The sequence below is a fragment of the Xanthomarina maritima genome (assembly GCF_008084905.1).
GTDB lineage: Bacteria > Bacteroidota > Bacteroidia > Flavobacteriales > Flavobacteriaceae > Xanthomarina > Xanthomarina maritima.
In genome coordinates, this window is sequence record NZ_VSFC01000032.1 from 124,290 (window position 1) to 150,535 (window position 26,246).

General features: G+C 31.1%; 24 protein-coding genes. 16 read left to right on the plus strand and 8 right to left on the minus strand.

Annotated elements, in window-relative coordinates:
- Positions 1–200 precede the first annotated feature (200 nt).
- Positions 201–776: a non-canonical purine NTP diphosphatase gene (locus FVF61_RS07015; protein WP_148454758.1), complete on the minus strand. Its 576-nt coding sequence runs from the start codon at positions 774–776 to the stop codon at positions 201–203.
- Between the two features lie 79 nt (positions 777–855).
- On the opposite strand from FVF61_RS07015, the gene FVF61_RS07020 reads away from it, so the two are divergent.
- Positions 856–1,866 (plus strand): DUF4421 family protein, encoded by a 1,011-nt coding sequence (locus FVF61_RS07020; protein ID WP_233586731.1) that lies wholly within the window; start codon positions 856–858, stop codon positions 1,864–1,866.
- 1 nt (position 1,867) lies between these two features.
- On the opposite strand, the gene FVF61_RS07025 is transcribed toward FVF61_RS07020, so the two are convergent.
- The 3 genes from FVF61_RS07025 to FVF61_RS07035 are packed head-to-tail and all read right to left on the minus strand — an operon-like array spanning position 1,868 to position 3,610.
- Positions 1,868–2,092, minus strand: a complete 225-nt coding sequence (locus FVF61_RS07025; RefSeq protein ID WP_148454760.1) for a VF530 family protein — start codon at positions 2,090–2,092, stop codon at positions 1,868–1,870.
- Positions 2,093–2,308, minus strand: coding sequence for a DUF6500 family protein (locus tag FVF61_RS07030; protein WP_148454762.1), 216 nt, complete (start codon positions 2,306–2,308; stop codon positions 2,093–2,095).
- Positions 2,309–2,311: 3 nt separating this feature from the next.
- Positions 2,312–3,610, minus strand: a complete 1,299-nt coding sequence (locus tag FVF61_RS07035) for a DEAD/DEAH box helicase (RefSeq protein WP_148454764.1) — start codon at positions 3,608–3,610, stop codon at positions 2,312–2,314.
- Positions 3,611–3,780: 170 nt separating this feature from the next.
- On the opposite strand from FVF61_RS07035, the gene FVF61_RS07040 reads away from it, so the two are divergent.
- The 6 genes from FVF61_RS07040 (at position 3,781) to hpf (ending at position 10,165) form a co-directional block, all read left to right on the plus strand.
- Complete coding sequence (locus FVF61_RS07040) at positions 3,781–5,517, plus strand: tetratricopeptide repeat protein (protein ID WP_148454766.1); 1,737 nt, start codon at positions 3,781–3,783, stop codon at positions 5,515–5,517.
- Between the two features lie 136 nt (positions 5,518–5,653).
- Positions 5,654–7,294 carry an AMP-binding protein gene (locus FVF61_RS07045; RefSeq protein ID WP_148454768.1) on the plus strand — a complete coding sequence of 547 codons (1,641 nt, stop codon included), beginning with the start codon at positions 5,654–5,656 and terminating at the stop codon, positions 7,292–7,294.
- 39 nt (positions 7,295–7,333) lie between these two features.
- On the plus strand, positions 7,334–8,872 hold the full coding sequence (locus FVF61_RS07050; protein WP_148454770.1) for a tetratricopeptide repeat protein: 1,539 nt from the start codon (positions 7,334–7,336) through the stop codon (positions 8,870–8,872).
- On the plus strand, positions 8,865–9,419 hold the full coding sequence (locus FVF61_RS07055; protein ID WP_158635192.1) for a GDSL-type esterase/lipase family protein: 555 nt from the start codon (positions 8,865–8,867) through the stop codon (positions 9,417–9,419). The genes FVF61_RS07050 and FVF61_RS07055 overlap by 8 nt, the downstream gene beginning before the upstream one ends.
- 128 nt (positions 9,420–9,547) lie before the next feature.
- Positions 9,548–9,709, plus strand: a complete 162-nt coding sequence (locus tag FVF61_RS14160) for a hypothetical protein (protein WP_158635193.1) — start codon at positions 9,548–9,550, stop codon at positions 9,707–9,709.
- Between the two features lie 156 nt (positions 9,710–9,865).
- Positions 9,866–10,165 carry a ribosome hibernation-promoting factor, HPF/YfiA family gene (gene hpf / locus FVF61_RS07060; RefSeq protein ID WP_148454774.1) on the plus strand — a complete coding sequence of 100 codons (300 nt, stop codon included), beginning with the start codon at positions 9,866–9,868 and terminating at the stop codon, positions 10,163–10,165.
- Here the strand turns inward: hpf and rlmH are convergent.
- On the minus strand, positions 10,162–10,635 hold the full coding sequence (rlmH, locus tag FVF61_RS07065; RefSeq protein WP_148454776.1) for a 23S rRNA (pseudouridine(1915)-N(3))-methyltransferase RlmH: 474 nt from the start codon (positions 10,633–10,635) through the stop codon (positions 10,162–10,164). The two genes, hpf and rlmH, sit on opposite strands and share 4 nt — an antisense overlap.
- Positions 10,636–10,727: 92 nt before the next feature.
- On the opposite strand from rlmH, the gene nadC reads away from it, so the two are divergent.
- The 4 genes from nadC to priA are packed head-to-tail and all read left to right on the plus strand — an operon-like array spanning position 10,728 to position 15,410.
- Positions 10,728–11,585: a carboxylating nicotinate-nucleotide diphosphorylase gene (gene nadC / locus FVF61_RS07070; RefSeq protein WP_148454778.1), complete on the plus strand. Its 858-nt coding sequence runs from the start codon at positions 10,728–10,730 to the stop codon at positions 11,583–11,585.
- 2 nt (positions 11,586–11,587) lie between these two features.
- Positions 11,588–12,529, plus strand: coding sequence for a YihY/virulence factor BrkB family protein (locus tag FVF61_RS07075; protein ID WP_148454780.1), 942 nt, complete (start codon positions 11,588–11,590; stop codon positions 12,527–12,529).
- Positions 12,522–12,941 (plus strand): DUF2147 domain-containing protein, encoded by a 420-nt coding sequence (locus FVF61_RS07080; RefSeq protein ID WP_148454782.1) that lies wholly within the window; start codon positions 12,522–12,524, stop codon positions 12,939–12,941. The genes FVF61_RS07075 and FVF61_RS07080 overlap by 8 nt, the downstream gene beginning before the upstream one ends.
- 15 nt (positions 12,942–12,956) lie before the next feature.
- Positions 12,957–15,410, plus strand: coding sequence for a replication restart helicase PriA (gene priA, locus FVF61_RS07085; protein WP_148454784.1), 2,454 nt, complete (start codon positions 12,957–12,959; stop codon positions 15,408–15,410).
- 1 nt (position 15,411) lies between these two features.
- On the opposite strand, the gene FVF61_RS07090 is transcribed toward priA, so the two are convergent.
- Positions 15,412–16,113 (minus strand): LytR/AlgR family response regulator transcription factor, encoded by a 702-nt coding sequence (locus tag FVF61_RS07090; protein ID WP_109308778.1) that lies wholly within the window; start codon positions 16,111–16,113, stop codon positions 15,412–15,414.
- A gap of 198 nt (positions 16,114–16,311) precedes the next feature.
- Between FVF61_RS07090 and rpsF the strand changes: the two genes are divergently transcribed.
- The 5 genes from rpsF to hisS all read left to right on the plus strand — a co-directional run bounded on the left by rpsF (position 16,312) and on the right by hisS (position 19,519).
- Positions 16,312–16,650, plus strand: coding sequence for a 30S ribosomal protein S6 (gene rpsF / locus FVF61_RS07095; protein ID WP_148454786.1), 339 nt, complete (start codon positions 16,312–16,314; stop codon positions 16,648–16,650).
- A 2-nt stretch (positions 16,651–16,652) separates the two neighbouring features.
- Positions 16,653–16,949 (plus strand): 30S ribosomal protein S18, encoded by a 297-nt coding sequence (rpsR, locus tag FVF61_RS07100; protein WP_007650017.1) that lies wholly within the window; start codon positions 16,653–16,655, stop codon positions 16,947–16,949.
- A 13-nt stretch (positions 16,950–16,962) separates the two neighbouring features.
- Complete coding sequence (gene rplI / locus FVF61_RS07105; RefSeq protein ID WP_148454788.1) at positions 16,963–17,424, plus strand: 50S ribosomal protein L9; 462 nt, start codon at positions 16,963–16,965, stop codon at positions 17,422–17,424.
- 63 nt (positions 17,425–17,487) lie between these two features.
- Positions 17,488–17,955: a DUF6495 family protein gene (locus FVF61_RS07110; protein WP_148454790.1), complete on the plus strand. Its 468-nt coding sequence runs from the start codon at positions 17,488–17,490 to the stop codon at positions 17,953–17,955.
- A gap of 193 nt (positions 17,956–18,148) precedes the next feature.
- Positions 18,149–19,519 carry a histidine--tRNA ligase gene (hisS, locus tag FVF61_RS07115; RefSeq protein ID WP_148454792.1) on the plus strand — a complete coding sequence of 457 codons (1,371 nt, stop codon included), beginning with the start codon at positions 18,149–18,151 and terminating at the stop codon, positions 19,517–19,519.
- 548 nt (positions 19,520–20,067) lie between these two features.
- On the opposite strand, the gene FVF61_RS07120 is transcribed toward hisS, so the two are convergent.
- Both FVF61_RS07120 and FVF61_RS07125 read right to left on the minus strand, forming a co-directional pair.
- The gene (locus FVF61_RS07120; RefSeq protein ID WP_148454794.1) at positions 20,068–25,374 is read right to left on the minus strand and encodes a choice-of-anchor D domain-containing protein; all 5,307 of its coding nucleotides are present in this window, start codon (positions 25,372–25,374) and stop codon (positions 20,068–20,070) included.
- Positions 25,375–25,569: 195 nt separating this feature from the next.
- On the minus strand, positions 25,570–26,246 hold a 677-nt coding region (locus tag FVF61_RS07125; RefSeq protein WP_148454796.1), incomplete at its 5' end, for a T9SS type A sorting domain-containing protein.

A 26,246-nucleotide genomic window follows, 5' to 3' on the forward strand; every position in this document is an offset into this window, starting at 1 on the left:
TGTTGTTTATACTAGTTCAAATGTAAGTTTGAATTATATGAGGTGATAGCAACTGTTTTATTCAATCAATAAATTACTGTTATTTAATCTGTTTTAGTTGATTCAATTTTCAATAAGTTGCTCCAAAATTACACACAACTTGTAATATAAACTCAAATATAACTTATTAGCAAATAAACTTTTTGAATGAAACATAATAATTACATCTTATTAAGGTGATTAACCAACTGTTTTATTGCTTTTCCACGATGTCCAATCTGGTTTTTTTCATCTAAAGAAATTTCTGCAAAGGTTTTTGTGTACCCTTTGGCTTTAAAAATAGGGTCGTAACCAAACCCTTGTTCGCCATGTTTTTCGGTAGTAATATCTCCTTTACAAATACCAGTAAAAGTGTGTAATTTTTCATCTAAATGTAAAGCTATAACTGTTTTAAATTGGGCTTGTCGGTTACTAGAGAGATTGAGTTCGTCTAAAAGCTTGTTCATATTATCTGTAGCATCACGTTGAGGTCCTGCATAACGTGCCGAATAAACACCAGGAGCATTGTTTAAAGCTTCAACTTCCAAACCTGTGTCGTCTGCAAAGCAATCGTAGCCATAATGTTTTTTTATATATTCGGCTTTTTGAATGGCATTGCCTTCAATAGTATCATGGGTTTCAGGAACATCTTCTAAACAACCAATATCCTGTAAACTTAGGAGTTTTATTTGTTGTGGAATTAAACGTTGAACTTCTTTAAGTTTATTTAAATTATTGGTTGCGAAAACAAGTTGCATATTAGTTGAATTAATGTAATTTTAGCTTTTGTTGATTTGAACGAAATAAATACACTCAAATTTAGTTGTTTTATATTACATGATAAATAGATTCTTCCTGCTTATTTTATTTTTTATAGTTTCGGCTTCAGTGCAGTCTCAAATATTAAAAGATGCAGATTCTTTAAGAAAGAATAATGAATCTATAAGTGTTATGCAAATAGCAGATTCGTTATTTATAGATCGAAATATTAAAAACTATTCACTTCGATTATTTTCTAATTATAAGGTTAAAAAGTTTAGTATTCGAAATGATGATTCAAAATTAAAATATGTACCTAACAATAAGTATGGTATTGGTTTTGGTTTTGCCAGTAGTAAGGTTTTAATAGATATAGCTTTTAATTTAAAAACAAATAAAGAAGATGTTACCAATCGGTTTGATGCGCAAGGCACTTTAATTGCTGGAAAAAACCATTATGTCAATGGGTTTGTACAGACCTATAAAGGGTTTAATATTAAAAATGATTTTAACGAACCTACTGAGTTTAGAAGTGATATTAGATCTGTAACTGTTGGGTTTAATTATCTTTTTACCTTATCTGAAATAGAGTTTTCATATTCGCTCTTAAAAGCTGGTTTAGCTAAAAGAAATAAAAGTGTTTACATTACAGGAGGACTTGGACTTTTTGGGGTGTACGATTATTTTTCTGCTGATAATGATATCATGCCTGAAAATGGTGAATTGTATTTTGACGAGTATGCGCAAATTAAGCGATATAATAGTGCAGCAGTAGGAGTTTTAGGAGGGTTTTTATCTGTTTTTATGTTACCTAAAAACTTTATTGCATCGTGTAATATTATGCCAGGAATAGCGCTAATGAATAAACACATAGAGATACAAGATGACACTTATAAACCTTTAAAACCGATGCTTTATAAATTAGATTACACGTTGGCTTTGGGTTATAATGCCAAGCGATATTACTTAACACTAATTTATAACGATGGTTTTTATGCAACTAATTTAGATCATGGTAATAAATATACTTTTAACCTATCTAAAGCAAAATTAGCTTTTGGATACAAATTGGGAGTCAATAAAAAATAGATTATATCTTTTTTCTCAACATGTTTAAATACATGTTTTCAACTTTTGTTCTAGCCCAAGGTGTTCGTCTTAAAAATTTTAAACTCGATTTTATTGAAGGGTTATCTTGAAAACAACGAACATTAATCTTATGTCCCATATATTCCCAACCATAATGCGCTTCAAGGTCAGTAACTATTTGCTCTAATTTTATTCCATGCAACGGATTGTTTGGTTGTGTTTCCATTTATAATTCTAAAACTAGTTTTTTAATTTTTACAGCTTTTTCAAAATGGTCTAACTTATGAGTTAAAATCCACCAAGTTGCAGTTTCCATAAGTAATTCAGGGTTATCGTTCTTATTAGAAAAAAAAGCATAAAAAGATAAGCCAACATTTGGACCATTTTGTTCAATCTTTTTATTGCAAACGTCTACTATTTTTTCTTTAAGAGATTGAGTCATTTATTAATTTCTTCTGTCTTCCGAACGTCTTTTGTTTCTTTTAGGACGTCTAGAATTACTTGGTTTGTTACTGTTGTTAGATTTGTTTGAATTTTGCGAGCGTTTGTTATTATTGTTTGAACGCGAATTTCTTCCTCCACCTTGTTTTCTAGGTTCTGTTGAAGCATTTGGATCTGGCTCAAAACCTTCCAAAATTTCTTTAGGAATTTTCATGCCTACTAATTTTTCAATATCTTTTAAATAGGTTGTTTCATCTGCACTAACTAATGAAATAGCTTCGCCACTTGCTCCAGCTCGACCTGTTCTACCAATTCTATGAACGTAGTCCTCAGAAATATTTGGAAGTTCAAAATTAACAACATGTGGCAATAAAGGAATGTCTAACCCACGAGCAGCAATATCTGTTGCAACTAAAACACGAACACTTCCGTTTTTAAAACCTGCTAATGCTTTAGTTCTGGCTCCTTGACTTTTATTGCCATGAATAGCAGCTGCCGATATTCCAGCACTTACCATTTTTTTGCAAAGTTTATTGGCTCCATGTTTCGTTCTAGTAAAAACTAATACTTGTTTCCAATTACCATCAGAAATTAACTTAATGATTAAATCTGTTTTCTTACCACTTGCTACACGATATACTTTTTGATTAATAGCATCAACAGTCGAATTTTCTGGAGTCGCTTCCACTTGAATAGGATGGTGTAAAATACCATTTGCTAATTTTCTAATATCTTTTGAAAATGTGGCAGAAAACATTAAATTCTGACGTTTTGCAGGCATTTTATCCATAATTCGTTCAATATCGCGTAAAAATCCCATGTCTAGCATTCTATCTGCTTCGTCTAAAACTAGAATTTCAATGCGTTTTAATGATAAAACCCCTTGACTTTCTAAATCTAATAATCTTCCTGGAGTTGCAACTAATATATCAACTCCTTGACGTATGGCAGCAGCTTGTGGTTTCTGATTTACACCTCCAAAAATAACAACACTTCTTATGTTTAAAAACTCACTATATTCTTTAACATTCGCATACACTTGAGCTGCTAATTCTCGTGTTGGTGTTAATACTAAAGCACGAATAGGTCTGAATTTAGACTTTTCTCTTTCCGAAAGTATTTGAAGCATTGGTAATGTAAAACCAGCTGTTTTTCCAGTTCCAGTTTGTGCAGATGCTAAAACATCTTTTCCTTGTAAAATGGGTGGAATGGCTTTTTGTTGTATTGGAGATGGCTCACTGTATCCTTTTTTACTGACAGCTTTAAGAATAGCTTCAGAAAGACCTAATTTGTTAAATGACATATATTGTATTTGTAGAATGACAAATAGTATGTCATTTTTAATTGTCTGCAAAGTTACAGCTAATTTTTTCCGAAGTACTTTAAATATTTATTATTCTTTGACTATTCGTTTTAATAATTAACTATTTAATTTATATGTAATTACTAATAAAATTCAGATATTAGCTATATATGAATACTTCATTTATTGATAAATTAAAGAATCGCCAAGTTTGGAAGTCTTTTGTAGCCTATCCAGCAGCTTCTTTTATTATTCTTCAAGCAGTAGATTTTTTTATTTCAAAATATGGGTTAAACTCAAAAATGCTAACCCTAACCCTAATACTATTAATTGGAGGCTTTTTTATTTCAGTTTTATGGAATTGGAATCATGGAGAGAAAGGTATTCAAAAAGTAACCCGAAAAGAACAATTAATTTATGGTTTGATAACAATTATAACTGTTTTGTATGCTAGTTTTTATTGGGCAAATGCTGAAGATTTTAATAATTATTCTAAATCTCAGGCATCAATTAATTTTAGAAAATTAGCAGTTTTACCATTTGAAAATAAAACAAATGATGCATCATTTGTTTATTTATCTGATGGAATTCCAGAAAATCTGATTAATCATATATCAAGATTAACAAATTTAAGAGTCTTATCTCGCAATTCAACTTTCATACTTAACGAATCAGATAGAAATGCTCAAGGAGTACAAAAAAAGTTGGATGCTGATTTAATGCTTTCAGGTAGAATTGAACAATTAGATAATAAATTGATGGTGAATTGTCAGTTAGTTAATGTTGGTGATGGAACGCAAATTTGGGGAGACAAGTTTTTATTTAAAAATAATAATGTTGTGGAACTTGAAGATCTTATTACTAATTCTTTATTGAAATCTTTACCAAGCTCTTCAAGAAAAGAAAATCAATCAAAACAACAATTAAAAAGCAATAATCCTGAAGTACAAGCACATTATATGAAAGGTCGCGCTTTAAGTTATGGTTCTACATCTGAGGAAGCAGAAAAAGCTTTAAATCACTTTAGGCAAGCTATTGAAATTGATCCGAAATTTGTGCCAGCTTACGTTGCTATTGCAAATGAAAAAATTATCCAAGCTATGTTTTCTACAGCAACAAGAGATGAAATTTTCAATGAATCTCGAATGGCGGTTCAAACTGCAATAGCTTTAGATCCAGAATATTCTGAAGCTTATGTTGTTGATGGTTCTATTAAATTTTATGGAGATTTTAATTGGAGCGAAGCAGAAGCGTCTTATAAAAAAGCATTTGATTTAGATTCTCTAAATGTAAATGCTTTAATTAGATATTCGGCATTTTTAGCAGCAATGAAACGATATGATGAAGCTTTAATTTTAGCTGATAAAGCTATATTGTTAGACCCTATATCTATTTCAAGTCTTCATAATTTAGGTTGGGTTAATTTATTGGCTCGGAATTTTGAAACATCAGAACTAGCTTTTAGTGAAGCTCTAGATATTCATCCAAATTGGATTTGGGGTTATATAAAAAGAGGCTATACCAGAATGTTTCTACATAAATGTGATTTAGCATTAGAAGACACGAATAAAGCACGAAGCCTAATTAATGGCAGAGGAGGTGATTTATTAGAGAGTACATTTATAGAAATATATGGTGTATGTAATTTTGATGAATTAAAATATACTGCCATTACTAATTATTTAAGCGAAGTTAATGAAACAAATTATAACGACCCAGTTGCTGTTAGTTTCGTTTATTTAATTAAAGACGATTTAGATTTATTTTTTTATTGGATGGAAAAAAGTATTAAAGAAAAATCACCAAGTGTTTATTTGTATGGTTTAGATTTATTTTTAAGTGAAGACATTCAAAATAATCCTAGATTTATTGAATTGAAAGCGTTATTAAACTTTCCAAGTAAATAAATAATAATAACAAACTAGGTGAGAATTTAGTTGTCTCTTTAAAATAACTGCCAGATACTTTTGTTTATAATTCTTTGGAAGTAATTATAGAATAAAAATATCTTTAGTATCTTTAAGAAATTCAACCAACTAACAAATGCCAGACTTTCACTCACCATTGGAAGCTTTCTTATATTGGGAAGCAAAAGCACCAAAAAATATTTTTTTAAAGCAACCAATTCATGGTAAAATAAAAACCTATTCATTTGCTGAAGCAGGTGAAGAGGCTCGAAAAATAGCTTCTGCTATACAATCTTATCATTTGCCTAACAGAAGTCATGTTGCTATATTATCTAATAATTGCGCACATTGGATGATGGCAGATATTGCTATTATGATGGCTGGACATGTGTCTATTCCTATTTATCCAACTTTAAATGATGCGTCTATAAAACAAATTTTAGAGCATAGTGAAACAAAAGCGATTATTGTAGGGAAATTGGAAAATTTTGAAACTCAAAAATCAGGCATTCCAAAAATGCCTATGATTAGTGTTGGCATGTTTGGTAGATATGAAGGAGATTTGTGGGAAGATTTAGTTCAAAAACATAGTCCTTTGCAGGATGTTTATATTCCAAAGCATGACGATTTACATACCATTATTTATACGTCTGGAACTACTGGAAATCCTAAAGGAGTAATGCATACGGTAAATAACTTTGCTGAAAGCTCTAAAACTTTTAGAGAGGTTATGCAATTGCAAGAGCATATTAGAATGTTTTCATATCTTCCATTAGCACATGTAGCAGAACGTGCCATGTGTAATTCTGGAATAACTTTAGGTGCATCTATATCTTTTGTAGAGTCTTTAGAGACATTTGCTAAAAATCTGGAAGACACGCAACCTCACATTTTCTTTGCAGTTCCTAGAATTTGGACCAAATTTAGAGACAAAATACTGGACTCTATGCCTCAAAAAAAATTGAATATTTTATTAAATATTCCTATTTTAAACTCGATAGTTAAAAATAAATTAAGACAAAAGCTGGGTTTAAAAGAAGCTGTATTTATAGTATCTGCTGCTGCTCCTATTGCTTCTAGTTTAGTTAAATGGTATAGAAAGTTAGGAATAGTTATTCATCAAGGGTATGGCATGACAGAAGATTGTTGTGTTTCTCATTTTAATACACCACAGGCTTCCAAAATTGGTACTGTTGGTAAACCGTTAATGGGAGTAAAAGCAAAACTATCTGCTGAAGGAGAAATATGTTTGCTAAATAATTGCTTGATGGTGGGATATTATAAAAACCCAGAAGCAACTGCAGATGTATTTGATGAAGAAAGCTATTTGAAAACTGGCGATATTGGCGAGTATGATCACGATGGGTTTCTTACTATTACTGGTCGTGTAAAAGATCAATTTAAAACAGATAAAGGAAAATACATTTCACCTTCACATATAGAATTAATGCTTTCAAGTAATACAGATATTGAGCAAATATGTATTGTAGGAACAGGAATACCTCAACCCATAGCTTTAATAACCTTATCTGAAACTGGCAAAATAAAATTGAAAGCACAATTAGTTGAAGGGTTGATTGCTACAGTAAATAGCATTAATCCTAATCTTGAAAAACATGAAAAAGTTGAAAAGGTTATTATAATGAAAGAGGATTGGAATGTAGCTAACGGATTAACAACTCCAAGTTTAAAAGTGAAACGAAATAGTATCGAGAAAATTCATCAGGAATTTTATAAAGAATGGTTTGAAAGTACAGATAAAGTCATTTTTGAATAATTTATGTATCTTTAAATCAGTAATTTAAACCACTAAAAAATGAAAAATCTAGTATTTATACTCGTCTTTATTTCTATATTTTCTTGTAAAAAGAAAGATGTAAAAACAGATCAACTAGGAGTTGTAGAATTTCAAGTAACAGGTAACGAGGAAGCGCAAATTCATTTCGAAAAAGGCCTTTTGTTATTGCATAGTTTTGAATATGAAGATGCTAGAGAAGAATTTTTAAAAGCTCAAAAATCAGATTCAAAAATGGCCATGGCATATTGGGGAGAAGCTATGACTTACAATCATACACTTTGGGGAGAACAAGAATATGATGAAGGTTATTCAGCTATTGAAAAAATTAATAATTTAGATAATATAACAGATGTTGAGAAAGAGTTGGTTGCAGCCATTAAAATCCTATATACTCCAAAAACATCTAAAATTGAAAGAGATGAAGCTTATAAAGAGTATATGAAATCTCTTTATGAAAAACATCCAGAAAATCAGGAGCTAGCAGCTTTTTATGCCATTTCATTATTAGGTTCTGTTCCAGAAGGAAGAAACGATTCTATTTATGGTTTAGGAGCCGAAGTAGCAAAAAAGGTATTGAAAGATAATCCTGAACATCCTGGAGCCCTTCATTATTTAATTCATTCATACGATGATCCTTATCATGCTCAATTAGCAATAGATGCAGCAAACTCATATTCCAAAGTGGCTCCAGATGCTAGTCACGCTTTGCACATGCCATCTCATATTTATGTGGCTTTAGGCATGTGGGACGAGGTTATAAATTCAAATATTGATTCTTATCAAGCAAGTTTGAATAGAATGAAACGTAAAGGTTTAGACAACGATGCAAGAGGCTATCATGCATTTCATTGGTTGGAATATGGTTATTTACAAAATGGCTTGATAGAAGAAGCTAATAAAATGGTTTTAGAAATGGAACAGTTTACTAAAGAGACACCTTCTAACCGTTCTAAAGTACATCTGGTATTTTTAAAAGGGACTTACTTAGTGGAATCTAATAATTGGCAATCTTATATTGCTGATATCAATATAGATGTGTCAAATTTAAATTTGACTGTTCAATCTCAATATTATTTTATTGAAGGTTATAAAGCATTTGTTAATGGAGCTACTTCAAAATTAGATTCAATAATCGAAAAAACTGCTCAGAATATTGAAAAAGAAACTTTATTAGTAGAAAATATAAATGATGGTTTTACAGTCTGCTCATCTCTTTCTAGAAATACACCAACGCAAACTAATATTGATGAATCTATAGTTATGTTAAAACAGTTACAAGCGTTAAGATTCTGGTTAGATAACAATATGGTTGAAACAGAAAGATTATTAAAAGAATCTGTTGCTGAAGAACAAAAGCTAAGTTACAGTTATGGTCCTCCAGTTATACAAAAACCAACGAATGAACTATATGCTGAATGGCTAATGAGTCAAAATAGATACTCTGATGCAATAGATCAATATAATTTAACTTTAAAAAGAGCAACTAATAGAAGGCTTGCTACTGAAGGTAAACAAAAGGCGATACAATTAAACGATAAAAGAGTTGTCCTTGAATAAAACTAAAGTTCTTTGTATTGGCGACAGTTTAACTGAGGCATATGGTATAAATTCAGAAAATGGCTGGGTGAATTTGTTGCAACAAGAATTGCATTTACCAATTGTTAATGCTGGAATCTCTGGAGACACAACTTTTGGAATGTTAGCTAGAACAGAAAAATTATTATTAGCACATAAGCCGTCACATCTCATTATTTTAGGTGGAACAAACGATCTCTGGTTTGGTTTAGTAGCTGAATCAATAATATCTAACATCCATGCTATTTCTAGGCAAGCAAAATATTATGATGCTGAATGTATAATAGGAATTCCAACACAGACATTCGGTATAAAGGAAATAAATTTTGCTAATCAGAATTATAGTAAGCAGATATTAAGCTTTCAAAAAAAGTTAATAGCGTATTGTAAATCATATGAGAAAATAAATATTGATTTTTCAAGAGGTATGCAACCGGAACATTTTTTAGAAGATAAATTGCATCCAAATGAATTGGGTCAGAAAATGATGTTTAGAAATGCATTACAAGTTTTGAAAGATATTTTTTGACTATCATAATTAAATATTGTTAACGATTTGTTAAGGAGATTCAAATATTTTTTGTAAATTGCTGTTCATCAATCATATAAATATCAATTTTTACTAGTTAATAGCTTAACTAATTATTTTTATTTATTATGAAAACCCATACCGTATTTAGAGCAGAAAAAGCAGCAGAGAATCTTTTGTTTATTGGTTTTATTGGATTAGCTATTTATATAAAAATCCAAATAATTATTTTCATTATTGATTGCTTTCATGATACAGAAGTTCAAACTGCAATTGCAACATTGATTTAGATTACTTGTTAATACGATTTTTATTCTATTATTGAAATTTTTCAATTTCAAACATTACAGTATACTATTTTTTTAAGTGAATTATGATATTTATCATTTTGATTTGTCTATTTTTCTTTTATATTGTTATATAATAAATTCACAAAATAAAATACTATGAATATTATAATTCAATACGTAAACATGGATTCTAGCGAATCTTTATCTAAATACACTACTGAAAAACTTCAAAAGCTTGCAAAAAGGTATGACTGGCTAATTAGTTGCGATGTTTTTTTTAAACAAGATAATAATCAGAAGGCTCAAGGTAAGATATGTAATATGGAACTTAGTTTACCAGGTCCAAAAATATTTGCTACATCTACAGAAAAGAATTTTGAAATGGCTGTAAAAGAAACAATCAATGACTTAGATATTCAATTAAAAAAGCGTAAGAATACCTATTCTACCCACTAATGATGATGATAGGGTTCATTTCTTAAAATAGTAAAGCCTCTGTAAAGTTGTTCGATAATAAATAACCTAATCATTTGATGTGAAAAGGTCATTTTAGAAAGCGATAACTTTCCATGGGCTTTATTGTATACTGCTTCCGAGAAACCATAAGGACCACCAATTACAAAAACCAATTGTTTAATTCCTGAGTTCATGTGTTTTTGCAAGAATTCAGAAAAACCTACAGAATGTAATTGTTTTCCATTTTCATCTAATAAAATTAATACATCTTGAGGTAGAAGCTTGTTTAAAATTAATTCTCCTTCTTTTTGTTTTTGAAGATCTTCACTTAAATTTTTAGCCTTTTTTAAATCGTGAATTATTTCTAACTCAAACTTAATATAAAAACCAAGACGTTTTTGATAATCGTCTATTAAAGTCTGTAGTTGTTTATTATCTGTTTTGCCAATGGCTAGGAGTTTTATTTGCATGTAACAAATTTATCATTTTTTATAATTTGAAATTCTAATTATTAAAATTATTCATAAGCAATGCTTATTTTTACAAGAAATATATAGTTTAAATGATTACTCGAGAGCAGTTCAATAAAGAAATAGAATTAATAGTAGCTAACGCTATTAGAGAAGATGTTGGAGATGGAGACCATAGTTCTTTGGCATGTATACCTGCAACAGCTACTGGTAAAGCCAAGCTTTTAGTTAAAGATAAAGGTGTTATTGCTGGTGTTGAATTTGCTAAAAAAGTATTTCATTATATAGATAAGAATTTAATATTAGAAACGCTTATAGAAGATGGTTCTCAGGTTAAATATGGCGATATTGTTTTTTATGTAGAAGGTTCTTCTCAATCTATTTTAAAAGCAGAAAGATTAGTTTTAAATGCCATGCAACGTATGAGTGCTATTGCTACAAAAACAAAGCAATTTGTTAATTTACTAGAAGGAACTGGCACCAAAATCTTAGATACTAGAAAAACAACTCCAGGAATTAGAGCATTAGAAAAATGGGCTGTAAAAATTGGAGGAGGAGAGAACCACAGATTTGCTCTGTATGATATGGTGATGCTTAAAGATAATCATATAGATTTTGCTGGAGGAATTACTAATGCTATTAATAAAACAAAAACATATTTAAAAGAAACCAATAAAGATTTGAAAATTATTGTTGAAGCAAGAAACTTAGATGAAATTAAAGAGATTCTTCAATCAGATGGGATTTATAGAATATTAATAGATAATTTTAACTTCGAAGACACTAGAAAAGCTGTAGCCTTAATTGGAGACACCTGTTTAACTGAATCTTCAGGAGGCATTAATGAAAAGACAGTAAGAAAGTATGCGGAATGCGGAGTCGATTATATATCTTCTGGCGCATTAACACATTCCGTTTACAATATGGATTTAAGTTTAAAAGCCGTTTAAACATGACTAAACCCATTGAAGATAAATTAGACAAGATTCCTATTTTAAATTTATTAGTACGTTTTTTTAAACAGATTAAACTTCCAGGTTTAGAAGGGCTTTCATTTTACGACCTTGTAGAATTGTATATTACAGGTATTGTTAAAGGTGCATTAACTACAAGGGCAAGTGCCATTGCGTTTAGTTTCTTTATGGCTATATTCCCTTTTTTGTTGTTTATTTTAATTGTTATTCCTGTTATTCCAATAGATGATTTTAAAATAGAATTCTTGAATTTCTTAAACTCATTTTTGCCACCGAGCACCTCTGATTTTTTCTTTAAGAATATTTTTGAAAATATAGAAGAGTCGCAACGTGGAGGTCTTATTTCAACAGTGTTTTTGGCTTCAATATTTTTAATGGCAAATGGTATAAGTGCTGTTTTTGCCGGATTTGAAAATTCATATCATGAACAACTCACACGAAATGTTGTTAGACAATATCTGTTCGCATTAGGTGTTGCCTTAATATTGGCTTTTTTATTAATTCTTACAGTTGTTATTCTTGGTTATTTTCAAATATATGTTATAGGTAATTTAGAAAATTATGGCATTTTACAAAAAGACAATATCCAATTCTGGTTTGTATTAGCTAAATATCTCTTTTTTGTTATCATGGTGTATTTAGCAACTGCTATTTTATATTATTTTGGTACAACCGAAGGGAAAGCATCTAAATTCTTTTCCGTTGGAGCTTTATTTACTACTGTACTTATTATTTTAAGTTCGTATTTATTCGGAGTTTACATAGAAAATTTTTCTAAGTATAACGAGTTGTATGGTTCTATAGGAGCCTTATTAATCTTAATGTTTTATTTATGGTTAAATTCTAATATTTTACTTTTAGGTTACGAGTTAAATGCATCTTTAAATAGATTAAAAAAAATAAATAAAGATTATGTATAAAATTTTATTGATATTGTTTTTTGTGCCATTAACTATGCATTCCCAAGATATTTTTGGAAAATGGAAATCAATTGATGATCAAACAGGTGAAGCTAAATCAACAATTGAGATTTACATGAAAGATGGAAAAGTTTATGGAAAAATTATAGAAATATATAATAGTAAAGATCGTGATGCTCTTTGTAATACATGCGAAGGAGCTGATTACAATAAACCTGTTTTAGGATTAACCATCATTAAAGATTTGACTAAAGATGGAATATATTATAAAAACGGAACTATTTTCGACCCTGAAGAAGGTAAAACATATAAATGCAGATTGTCTTTAGTTGAAGACAATCCAGACATACTATTAGTTAGAGGATACCTTTCTTTTTTTTACGCAACACAGTATTGGAAAAGAATCCTTTAAGAATAACATCTTTACATGCCATATTTTATAGACGTCATACTTCCTATTCCTTTACCTAAACTATTTACTTATAGTGTTACGGAAGCTGAAGCAGATTTTTTAAAATCAGGTATGAGAGTGTCTGTTCCTTTCGGAAAATCTAAAATATATACAGCTTTAGTTTATAGTATTCATAATAATGAACCTCTAATATATGAAGCTAAAGTCATTCATCAAATTTTAGACGAAACGCCAGTTATAACACAAATGCAATTAAACCATTGGCAATGGATTGCAGAATATTATATGTGTACCTTAGGAGATGTTATGCGTGCTGCAATACCAAATGCTTTTATTTTAGAAAGTGAAACTGTAATTAGTAGAAATACCTCTAAAATAATAAATGATGAAGATTTAAAAGACGATGAATTTTTAATTTACGATGCTTTACATCATCAATCTTCACTCAAAATACAAGAAATTGTTAGTATTTTAGATAAAAAGAACGTACTTCCAGTTATCAAACGATTAATTGATAAGGAGGTGGTTACTGTTGAAGAAGAGGTTTACGAAAAATATAAACCAAAATTGGTGCGTTATGTAAAGCTTGGCACAAATTATTCATCTGAAATCAAATTACAAGAATTGTTAGAGGAGTTAAGTCGAGCTCCAAAACAAAGAGAGGTAGTATTGACTCTTTTCTCTATGTCTGCACAAACTAAAAAGCCTATAAAAGTTTCAGAATTAACTAAAAAAAGCGATACATCAGCAGCTATTATAAAATCGTTAATAGATAAAAATATTCTTGAAGAATATCATCTTCAAATAGATAGGATACAGTATTCTGGTGAAGAAAATAATCCTATTAAAATCTTAAACGAACCTCAATTTAAAGCCTACCATGAGATTCAGGAATCGTTCAAGACAAATCAAATTACCTTATTGCATGGTGTAACTTCTTCAGGAAAGACAGAAATATATGTAAAGCTTATAGAAGAAGTGTTAAAGGAAGGGAAACAAGTCTTGTATTTGGTACCAGAGATTGCACTAACAACACAATTAGTAAATAGGTTGCAAGATTATTTTGGAGAAAAAGTAGTTGTATTTCATTCTAAATATTCGTCACAAGAGCGTGTAGAGGTTTGGAATCATGTGTTAGAAAATTCATCTAAAGCACAAGTGATTTTAGGAGCACGTTCTTCTGTTTTATTGCCATTTTATAATTTAGGAATAGTGATTGTAGACGAAGAACATGAAGCTTCCTATAAACAATTTGATCCTGCTCCACGCTATCATGCAAGAGATACAGCCATAGTTTTAGCACACTTATTTCAATGTAAAACACTCCTTGGTTCAGCAACACCAAGTTTAGAAAGTTATTATAACACCAAGCAAAATAAATATGGTTTGGTAGAATTACATACACGTTATAATAATGTGTTGATGCCAGAGATTGAACTTGTAGATGTCAAGGACAAGCATAAGCGAAAACGGATGACAGGTCATTTTAGCGATCGTTTAATCGAAGAAATGACAGAAACTCTTAAAGCTGGCCATCAAATTATATTGTTTCAAAATAGACGTGGTTTTTCACCTATCATTGAATGTATTACCTGTGGTCATGCACCACAATGTCCAAATTGCGATGTAAGTTTAACCTATCATCAATACAAAGATCAATTGCGTTGTCATTACTGTGGTTATTATTCTGTCATGATAAAAGCATGTGAAGCTTGTGGATGCATAGATTTGGATAATAAAGGTTTTGGAACCGAACAAGTAGAAGAAGAAGTTAAAGACTTATTTCCTGATAGCAAAGTGGCTAGAATGGATCTAGATACAACTAGAGGAAAATATGGTTACGAAAAAATAATTACTGCATTCGAACAGCAAGAAGTAGATATTTTGGTTGGGACGCAAATGTTAACCAAAGGGCTGGATTTTAGACATGTGAAACTTGTTGGAATAATGAATGCAGATAACATGTTAAACTTCCCAGATTTTAGAGCTCATGAAAGAAGCTTTCAACTTATGTTGCAAGTATCTGGACGAGCAGGAAGAACTGAAGAACGTGGCAAGGTATTAATTCAAACGTACAATCCATATCATAACATACTGCAGCAAGTTTCTACAAATTCTTACGTAGAGATGTATAAAGAACAACTGGAAGAAAGACGTAATTTTAAATATCCACCAGTCTATAGGCTGATTAAAATAACAATTAAACATCGTGATTATAATAAAGTTAATCAAGGAGCAGATTGGTATGCCAAATCTTTAAGAATTATATTTAAAACAGATGTATTAGGTCCAGAATTCCCTCCAGTATCAAGAATAAGAAATCAATATATAAAACATATATTAGTTAAAATACCACCAAAGCAGTCTGTTTCTAAAACGAAAGAAGCTATTATTAAAATAAATAATAGCTTCTCTACTGTAAAAGATTTTAGGGCTGTAAGAGTAATTTTAAATGTCGATAATTATTAGCCTAAGTTGTAATATTATTTAAAGCATCAACTAATTGCGTCTTTTTATTCCTGCTTAAAGGAATTTCATAAGCGCCAACTTCAACATTCTTACTGTTAAATCTGTCAATTTTGTCTAAATTGACAATATAAGATTTATGGATTCTTAAAAATTTACCTTCAGGTAATTCAGCTTCAAAAGCTTTCATAGTTGAAAGTACTACTAAACTAGTTTCTTCAGTTACTAGTTTTACATAATCTCCAAGTGCTTCAATCCACTTAATGTCTTTAATATAGACTTTACGTTTTTTAAGATTACTTTTCACAAAAATGTGTTCACCTTCTGTTTCGTTAAAGTCTAATTTCAATTTGTGTTGTTCTACAGCTTTATCGACGGCTGTATTGAAACGTTCTCTTGTTATTGGTTTGTGCAAATAATCAGTTGCATCATAGTTAAATGCTTTAAAAGCATATTCTGTTTTTCCAGTAACAAAGATAATTTGGGGTTTGTTGTTAAGTACATCTAAAAGTTCAAAACCATTTAATACAGGCATTTCGATATCTAAAAATATCAAGTCTACCTTATGTGTATTAAGTCCATTTTTAGTTTCTAGAGCACTGTTGTATTCAGCAATTAGGTTAAGAGAAGGGTGATTTTCAATTAACTTAACAATTGAGAGGCGCTGAATCGCTGAGTCGTCAACTACTACACAGTTTAAAGTCATAACATTTAATTTATTTCGGTTAAGATATCGACAATAGTACAAAAAATTCGGTTAAAAACCAAAAAACATCGGTAAAAGGTTTATTTTAACACAATTTAACATTTTAAAATTAAGCATTAAATATGTTTCTTTTTATGTTGTAATATATAAATAATATCCCTATTTTTGCACCCATTTTTAACAATAAATACAATTTATATGAATCATTACGAAACTGTTTTCATCTTGAATCCCGTTTTATCTGAAACTCAGATAAAGGAAACAGTACAGAAATACGAAGATTTTCTTGTTTCTAGAGGAGCAAAGATGGTAGCTAAAGAAGATTGGGGACTAAAAAAATTAGCATACCCAATTCAAAACAAGAAAAGTGGATTTTACCACTTATTCGAGTATCAAGTAGATGGAGAGGTTATCAATCCATTAGAAGTAGAGTTTAGACGTGATGAGCGTTTTATGCGTTACTTAACTGTTACTTTAGACAAACATGCTGTATCTTGGGCAGAGAGAAGAAGAGAAAAACTTAAACAAAAAGCGTAATTATGTCATCTATAGAACAACAAGCAAAAGGAAAAAAGGACGGAGAAATTAGATATTTAACGCCTTTAAATATTGAAACTAACAAGAATAAAAAATATTGTCGTTTCAAGAAGTCTGGAATTAAGTATGTAGATTACAAAGATGCAGATTGGTTATTAGGTTTTGTAAACGAACAAGGTAAAATTTTACCAAGACGTTTAACTGGAACCTCTTTAAAATATCAAAGAAAAGTGTCAGTTGCTGTAAAAAGAGCTCGTCATTTAGCATTAATGCCTTATGTGGCAGATTTATTAAAATAAAAAACTCATAACAATGGAACTTATATTAAAACAAGACGTTGAAAATTTAGGATTTAAAGACGATGTTGTAACGGTTAAGAACGGTTATGGTAGAAATTTTTTAATTCCTCAAAAGCAAGCTGTTTTAGCTACAGCTTCTGCTAAAAAAGTACTTGCTGAAAATTTAAAGCAACGTGCTTATAAAGATAAGAAAATAATTGAAGATGCTACTAAAACTGCTGAAGCAATTAAAACATTAGAAATTAAAATACCAGCTAAAGCTACTGAAGGTGCTTCTGCAGGAGATAAATTATTTGGTTCTATTACCAAAGCAGATTTAGTTGAAGCTTTTGAAAAAGCAGGACACGAAATCGATAAAAAATTCATCAATATTACAGGTGGAAACATTAAACGTTTAGGACAGTATAATGCTGTAATTCGTTTACATAGAGAAGTAACTTTCGAAATTCCTTTTGAAGTTATTGCACAAGCTTAATATTTATGATTAACATATTAAAAGCCTCAACCTCGTTGAGGCTTTTTTTTTAATTTTTTTAGTATGAAATACGCCAGATTATCAAAAGAACAATTTGAAGAATTGCATAAAGAGTTTATAAACTTTCTTGCATCTCAAACCATTACATCTCAAGAATGGGAAGATATTAAGAAAAATAAACCAGAAGTAGCTGAACAGGAATTAGATGTGTTTAGCGATTTAGTTTGGGAAGGTGTATTAAATAAAGTGGAATATATTGAGCATGTTTCTCCTCAACAAATTCATTTATTTCATTTAAAAGATGAAAATATGCATCTGATTGCTATTAAGATAAAAAATCCAATCGATTTAACAACTACAGATGGTTTTAACTGGTTGAGAGAAAACTTAATGGATGACGATGTGGAGTTTTTACAAGCAAATAAGGGTTACACCAACGATAAAAATGCAGATAAGTTTAAATTAATCCAGCAAGGTGGAGTAATAACTAAAGGCGAATTATATACGTATTTAAATAAGTTGATTAATTAATGCATTCCTATGAAAGTAGGAATCTCATCAATTAAAATCACGGATTTTTCTAATAGAAAATCCCAACAGACGTTTTTTATTCTTTATTTTTGTTACTCTTCATCATACAATGACTATAATGAATCTTATAGTTGTGGAGGTGAATTATTTGATAATTAATTAAAAGAGATACCTGCTTTCGCAGGTACCAATTATGGCACAAAAACCAAGCATTCCAAAAGGAACTAGAGATTTTACTCCAGAACAAGTAGCAAAACGCAACTATATTTTTAATACCATTCAAAAACAATTTGAATTGTATGGATTTCAGCCTATTGAAACACCAAGTTTTGAAAATTCAGACACCTTGATGGGGAAGTATGGTGATGAAGGAGACAGACTAATCTTTAAAATCTTGAATTCTGGTGATTTTTTAAATAAAGTTGATGATAAACTTTATAGTAAAAAAGATTCTAATGCTATAACGTCTAAAATCTCTGAAAAAGCTTTACGTTACGATTTAACAGTGCCTTTTGCACGTTATGTAGTGCAACACCAAAATGAAATAGAATTCCCTTTTAAGCGTTACCAGATACAACCCGTTTGGAGAGCAGATAGACCTCAAAAAGGACGTTTTAGAGAGTTTTATCAGTGCGATGCTGATGTGGTTGGTTCTAACTCTTTATGGCAAGAAGTAGAGTTTATACAATTATATGATGCCGTTTTTACTGCTTTAAAATTAGAAGGTGTTACTATAAAAATCAATAACAGAAAAATACTATCAGGAATTGCAGAAGTTATTGGAGCAAGCGATAAATTAATTGATTTTACTGTTGCCTTAGATAAACTGGATAAAATAGGTGAGGAGAAGGTAAAAGAAGAGATGCTAGAAAAAGGGATTTCTAAAAAAGGGATTGAAAAACTTCAGCCATTGTTTACTCTTTCAGGTTCTTTTAATTCTCAAGTCGTACAATTAAAATCTATTTTAAATTCTTCTGAAGAAGGTAAAAAAGGGATTGAAGAATTAGAATTTATTGATAAAGCTATTTCAGAATTAGGTTTACAAACTGCTACTTTAAAGTTGGATGTTACTCTTGCTAGAGGATTGAATTACTACACAGGAGCCATTTTTGAAGTTTCTGCTCCAGAACAAGTGCAAATGGGTTCTATTGGTGGAGGAGGACGTTACGACGATCTAACTGGTATTTTTGGACTAAAAGATGTAAGTGGTGTTGGGATTAGTTTTGGATTGGATAGAATTTATCTGGTTCTAGATGAGCTAAATTTATTTCCTGAAACTGTGACTAAAAATATCGATTTACTATTTATTAATTTTGGAGATAAAGAAGGGTTGTTTAGTTTAAAAGCTATTAAACAACTTCGATTAAATGGTGTCAATGCCGAATTATATCCTGATGCTGCTAAAATGAAAAAGCAAATGAATCATGCAAACAAACGCAACATTCCATTTATAGTTTTAGTAGGCGAGAAGGAAATGGAAACTGAAAGTTATACTTTAAAAAATATGGTTTCTGGAGAACAAGTTAAATTATCGTTAACAGAATTAATTTCTAAGTTTGAGTAATTCAATTACAGTATCTTATTAACGTTGCCATAAATACACGAATGAGAATCTATTTTTAATTTATCTGCAGACTGAAAAAAGGTACACAAATGTAAAATTAGTAATCGTGAGTTTGTTACTGTTTTCCATTTTCTTCCGTTCTCTTCTTTTTATTCAGTTTGAATTCTTTTACTTCTACTTTCTTTCTCTTTTTATTTTATATAGGGATACTCGCTAGTATCTATAGGGTTGCCCGCTAGTATCTCTAGGGTTGCTTGCTAGTTGGTATAGGTAGTGTTACTACTTTAGAAATACTTGAGTAATGTAATATTGTATAATATAATTCTCCAACCTTCAATAAGATTGTCACAGTCGCTAGCTTTGCTAGGTATTCTCAAAGAAGCATTGCTGCTTTTCGTATAGCCTTCGCAATGACGACTTTTTGTTGTTACTTATTTATTTTCGTACTATGTTTTTGTAATTATATATAGAAAAAAAGAAGTCCTGAAAAAATATCCAGGACTCTCTTCAAAGTATAGTCGAATTTATGATAGATTTGGGGCTATCTTTTAATTAACTAACACTTTTTTATTAACTACTCCTATTTCTGTTTGCAGTTTAATGATATAAGTTCCTGCACTTAATTTTTTTGTTTGAATTTCAATGGTAGCTTCAGAACTAAAATTTTCGAACGTGTTGATAGATTGTCCTATAGCGTTTAATAGTTCAGCCGATTTGATTTTAACAAATTTCGGATTTTGAATCACAATACTTTCACTGGCATTTACATAAGATACTTGAAGTGTATTTACTAATTCAATTTCTTCAATGCTTAAAGATTGATTAGTAAATGTGATTTCAAAACGATCTAGATATTCTCCAGCTTCTAAATAAATTTCATATTTATTGACTCTTAAATCATGATAAATATTTAACTCTTTGTCATGTATATAAATGTTTAGATTCTCTGGAACATTTTCTAATGCATCAATAATAAAGTTGTTTATACCTGGGTCTGAAGTATGAACTCCAATAGGTAAAACTGTACTTTCAGAAATATTATCTACACCCTGAATAGTATATTTATCATTATTAATAGACCAATACATATCGTCCATTTGGTTTTGATAAAGTAAGCCATCAAATCCCCAATCGACTCCTAAAGTAGCTCTTGTGTCTTCAGTAACTAATAATTGTCTATGGATTGTATTTATAGAATTAAAACCTAATCTTATTTTCATTCTAGAATCTGCAAAATCATTTTCAGTTCTAAGGTTTTTTCCAGCTTGTTTGACAAAAACAGAAGTACTTCCTTCTTTTTTGAATACTCTTTGTCCATTATTAAAATTAATAAGCCCTGTATTTTGTCCAGTAACAAAGAAGCCTTGTCCAACAGGAATATATCTTCCAGGAGTTTTGGTTCCAGTTCCAGTTTGATTTACATCAGGATCTGATGTTCCAAGAAAACCTGCTCCAGGAACACCTCCAGAAAAGTTGTAAGTTCCGTATCCTCCTTGATATTCAGCAGTTACGTGAGAGCCTCCTCCCCAATGTTCCCAGAAATATAAGGTTCCACTAATTAATGGATCAGTTTCTGGCATTCCACCTGGGTCTGAATAACTTAAAGTGTTCCCATTATCCATAATAAACCGGTCAGCATCTATAGCAGAGGCGTATGGGTTACCTATTAGATAATCGTTGCCAGCATTTAATGTTAAGGTTAAGATGTCTCCATTATTAGGCTTTCCTTGGAAGACGTAGTTTTGTTCTTGCTCAACATCGCCAGATGTATTAGCAACTCCTTTCATGGTAAAGCCTTCACCAGCTTTTATAGTTCCTGTGTTTCTAACATGTTGCCATAAAGAATAATTATCGCTCTCTAGGTTTGCATATTTCCATATCCAATAATGTGCAATACCAATAGGTGAACCAGAACTACCATTGTATCCTCCTACAAATGAAATGTTAGCAGGAGAAGAAGAGTTCGTTCCATCTTTAAAAATATGATTGTTTAATGTGTAGCTATAATTGTTTGTACCAGCATCTGTATATCCAACAGGTGAACTCCAATAGTTATAAGTAAAGAGATCTTTAGATCCTTGTTGGTCTTTCTCTAAGATTCCTGAAGCACCAACTACCAAATCACTATTAAGTGTTTGAATTAATTGAGATTCTCCTTCAAGGTCTATTTTACCACTAATATTTAAAAAATGTGTAATAGTTAGTCCAAAACCAGTACCATCTTCTGTGCTATTATCTGCATCGTTAGAATTATTAGTACCGTCAACAGTAATTGTGTTAGTTTTATTGTTAAGTGCTAGTAGGTTTCTATTCCCATTCGCACTAGTAGCTAAGCTACTGTTATTCATAATAATATTATGGTCTGTTTCTACAATATTCCAATCGATAGTTTTGTCTGGATCGACGATTGAATTAGCACCAGGAATAGTCTGCAAAGATCCATTTAACCAAGTAGTATTTGCATCCCAATTACCAGAACCATTAGATTTATATGGTAATGGGGCAGTTTGTCTATCTACTGTTCTTAGGGTTCTTAAGGCACCTTGATGTCCATTACCAGATTCGTCTTTTGTATTTGTATATGTATATGTTGACATTGGGTAATAACCGGCTAAAGCAGTCCAAGGTATAGTTGCTATTTCATTTTTAGTTGGTGTTATACTTGTTCCAACAAAATATGTTGCACTAACAAAACCTGAATTTTCTTCTATTTCTTGATTCATGATATAACGTAATTGACCCTCAGTAATAGCTGTATTCCATACACGAACTTCATCGATGTTTCCATTAAAGAAAGCTTCAGGAGCTAACTTAGAAGCAGCACCAATATAGAATGACTGATTCGTGTTATTGTCAGGATCTGTTTTGCTTGATTGTATATCTAAAACACCATCTATATATAATTTTGCAGTAGTGCTTTGATATATAATAGCTAAATGATGCCATGTGTTTTCAGGAATGATTGTATTAGAAGTTATGCTTTGCTTAGTGCCAGAAGAATACCAGGATACTTCAAAATTTCCTGAGGCGTTGATTTTAAAATCATAACCTTCAGTATAAGGAGCATCACGCTTTGATAAAATAGATTTGTTTAAAGAACCTGATTCTCTTTTTACCCAAGCAGAAATAGTAAATGCAGTTGCATTTAAATCTAAGGCATCTTCCATGTCAATGTAATTAGTTGAGCCATTAAAATATACGGAACGTTCGAATGTACGTTCTGGAGCCCAGCCAAATGTAATGTATTTTGTGTCATCAAAATCATAATTAGTTTTTAAGATAGCTTCACCTAATTCGTTTGTTCCTTCTGTCATCACTCGATAATCAGCTGTAGGGTCAAAATTTGGTGTATCAGAAATAAACATTAAATAACGACCGTCTGGAGGTGTAGCAGTACGAACAGCACTTTTTAAGATAGCTACTTCAACAGTTGGGATGTCTCCACCAGGACCAACATTTTCAACTACTTTCCATGTTCTACTTATAGCTTCAAACGATACATCAGTAGTTAATGCAGGAGCTATATCTGAACTCATATTAACAGTAATATCTGGTAAAGCTGTGTCTAAATCAACACCATTATTACCCCAAACTAAATATTCTTTATCTTCAAGTTCGGTATTTGTATTTAAGTTATTTGTGTTAGCAATACTTCCCATTCCAATGGTTAAGACACCTTGAGCTCTAAATCCACCATCAGTAGCATTATTAACGCTACGAGACTGTTTTTGTAATAAATCGGAATCATCATCACGACCAATACCAGCAATATCATAATTAAAGACATCATTTGCAGGAACTCCTGTATTGGCATCCCAAATTACAGAACCACTACTATCTACATAATCTTGAGATGTCCCGTTGACACCTAAAGTGATGCCATATTTAATGGCAAGGTAAGATTGGATTCTATTACGTTCAACAGTTAAATCGGTATCGTTTTTTCTAGCTGAATATGTAATAATTTCGCATACTCTTCCATCTAAACTACCTCTCCAGCCTTCACTTCGGCCTATCCAATATTTTCCATCTGCAATCGTTCCAAATGCTCCAGCATCTGAAGTGTTATTAACTTTATTTACAGCGTTATAATATAATTCTTGATTATTAACAGCTGTATTATGTCTAGCATTTATAATACCAACATTGTCGTAGGTAATGGATGCTCCATTTTGAGAAACACCATAACCGTTATTTACACCATTTGATAATGCATAGGCATAACATAAAACTTCACCAGAAAATCTTTGAGAGTATGCACCGAAGCCTAAGCCAGAACCATCATTTTCTTGAGTTAATATATCGTGATCTGCACAAAAGATGTCCATACTTCCAAAGGTAGAATTAACAGTTTGGTTTGGAATAACTACGGCAAACATATCATTCGTATAATAACCAGCACTACCTTGAAGGTATTGTTGAGGTAAATTCGAGTAATTATAGCTTCCTGAAGATTCTGTTGCAATATTATCAAAATTTACCACAGGGTTGAAATTCACGTTTTGTGTAGGATTATCATAATATGTAGGCTCTTGCCCAGCCGTATTAACAGTAGCATTTGCGCCACGACCTTGGTCAGCCCAAAGTGATACAGATTGGCCATCTGTATATCCTAATCCGTCAGTACCTTTTAACCAAAGTGCTAAGTCGTTTGTTACGCCTCCAGGACCTTCTGTTAAAGGAACAACTCCAGTACCTTGAATGGTAAAATCGTATGGGTTTTCGTTACTGTCGTTATTTACAATTGAAATAGTTGCAGATCTTGTTCCGTTACCAGAAGGATTGAAAGCTACAATAAAATTTGTGTTTCCAGATGCAGCTACAGAAGCTGCAGGAGGTGTTGTAACTGAAAAATCTCCTGGATTAGCACCTGAAAATGTAATGGCTCCAATAGTTAATGCTACTGAGCCTGTATTTTGAATATTAAAAGTATGGTTAATAGGAGAACCAGTGCCTGTACTGCCAAAATTTGTATCGTCAGTAACACTAGGAGTTGTATCTCCATCTACAATTGTATTAGATAATCCTGTGATGTTTATTTCTGGTTGTGGAGTAAGTCCAGTTCCACGTATTGTAAATGCATAAGGATTTTCATCGCTATCATTGTTTACAATATTTATTCTTCCGGTTCTAACACCTACAGCACTTGGGGTAAAAGTAACTTGAAATGTTGTGCTTGCACCAATTGCAACTGTACTTGCAGGAGCAGCTGTTATCGAAAAGTCTCCAGGATTAGCACCACCAAAAGTAATGGCACCAATAGATAAAGGTGCATTGCCAGTATTTTGAATTGTAAACGTATGTGGAACACTTAATGAAACATCTATAGATCCAAAATCTGTTCTATCCGTTGTTGTAGGCGTAGCATCATTATGAGCTATACTTTGACCATTTCCTTGAATGTTGATTTCTGGTAGCCTGTCAGCACTTATTGTGAAAACCCAAGCATTGTCTGCACCATCGTTACTTGCATTACTACTTGTAATGGTTACTGTAGATGTAAAAGTACCAGTACCTGAACCAATAAAAGTGATTGTAAATGTTGGGTCAGGGCCATTTTTTGGTACACCTACAGGACTTGGATTTGTAGATACAGAAAAATCTGTAGTATTTGATAATGTAATTCCAGTAATATTTAAAGTTGTATTCCCTGAAGTTTGTATGTTATCAATGGTAAAGTTTCTAGAATTAACAGTACCAAAATTGGTCCAATCTGTAGTTGTTGGAGTCACATCGTTATCCGCAATGTAGGTACCGTTACCTAATACTCCAATTTCTTGAGCATAAAATGAACAAGTATATGTTAGCATTAATACCGTTAAGAGACACAACTCTTTGAGAGTAATATTTTTCATAAGTAGTTAATTTATTAGTTTGGGACTAATTAATTTATTTGGATTAATAGTTAAAGCAAATATAATATAATTTATCTATGAAATGCAAATAAAATCGATGTAATGCATTATAAATATACAACAACCTGATAATCAATGAAATAAAAACTGTGCTAATACATGCATATCAGCACAGTTTATGTGAATTATAATTTATTAATACTTAATTAGCTTTTTTACAACTGATTGACCATCTTTTATATTTGTAATTTTAATAAAGTATGGTGCCTGTTCTAAATTGTCTAAACCATTTATAGTTAATTTTCCATTTATTGTTGAAAGTGATTTATTGTAAACAAGTCTTCCATTCAAATCATAAATATTTATTCTAAAAACATCATTGCTTGATGTAATAGGGAATACTATATTAATAAAGCTATTAAATGGATTTGGCTGAATACTTATATGCTCGTAATTAAATACTGTGTTACCTAACGTGTTTTCAGTAATTGTTACAGTTGCATTGCAATTAGACATGTTTCCACTATAATCTGTTACAGTAAATACTACAGTATTCTCTCCAATATCGTTTGAGTCGAATGTATTTGGACTTACAGTGATCCTATCTATACCACAATTATCTGTCGAACCATTATCTATTTGGTCAGCTGTAATAGTTGCATTTCCAAATTGATCTAATTCTACAGTTATATTTTGAACATTACATACTGGGTTTACAGAATCTCCATCATTTGTTATATCCCAAATACAAGTCGTGTTATTGAATGTTGCAGTTTCCCAACATTCTAAATTAGTTGGTTCTACAGGTTCTGACCCTTGGTTCTCCCAAGAACAGTTTCCAGTGTTAAACACATAGTTATCCCAACAGTTAG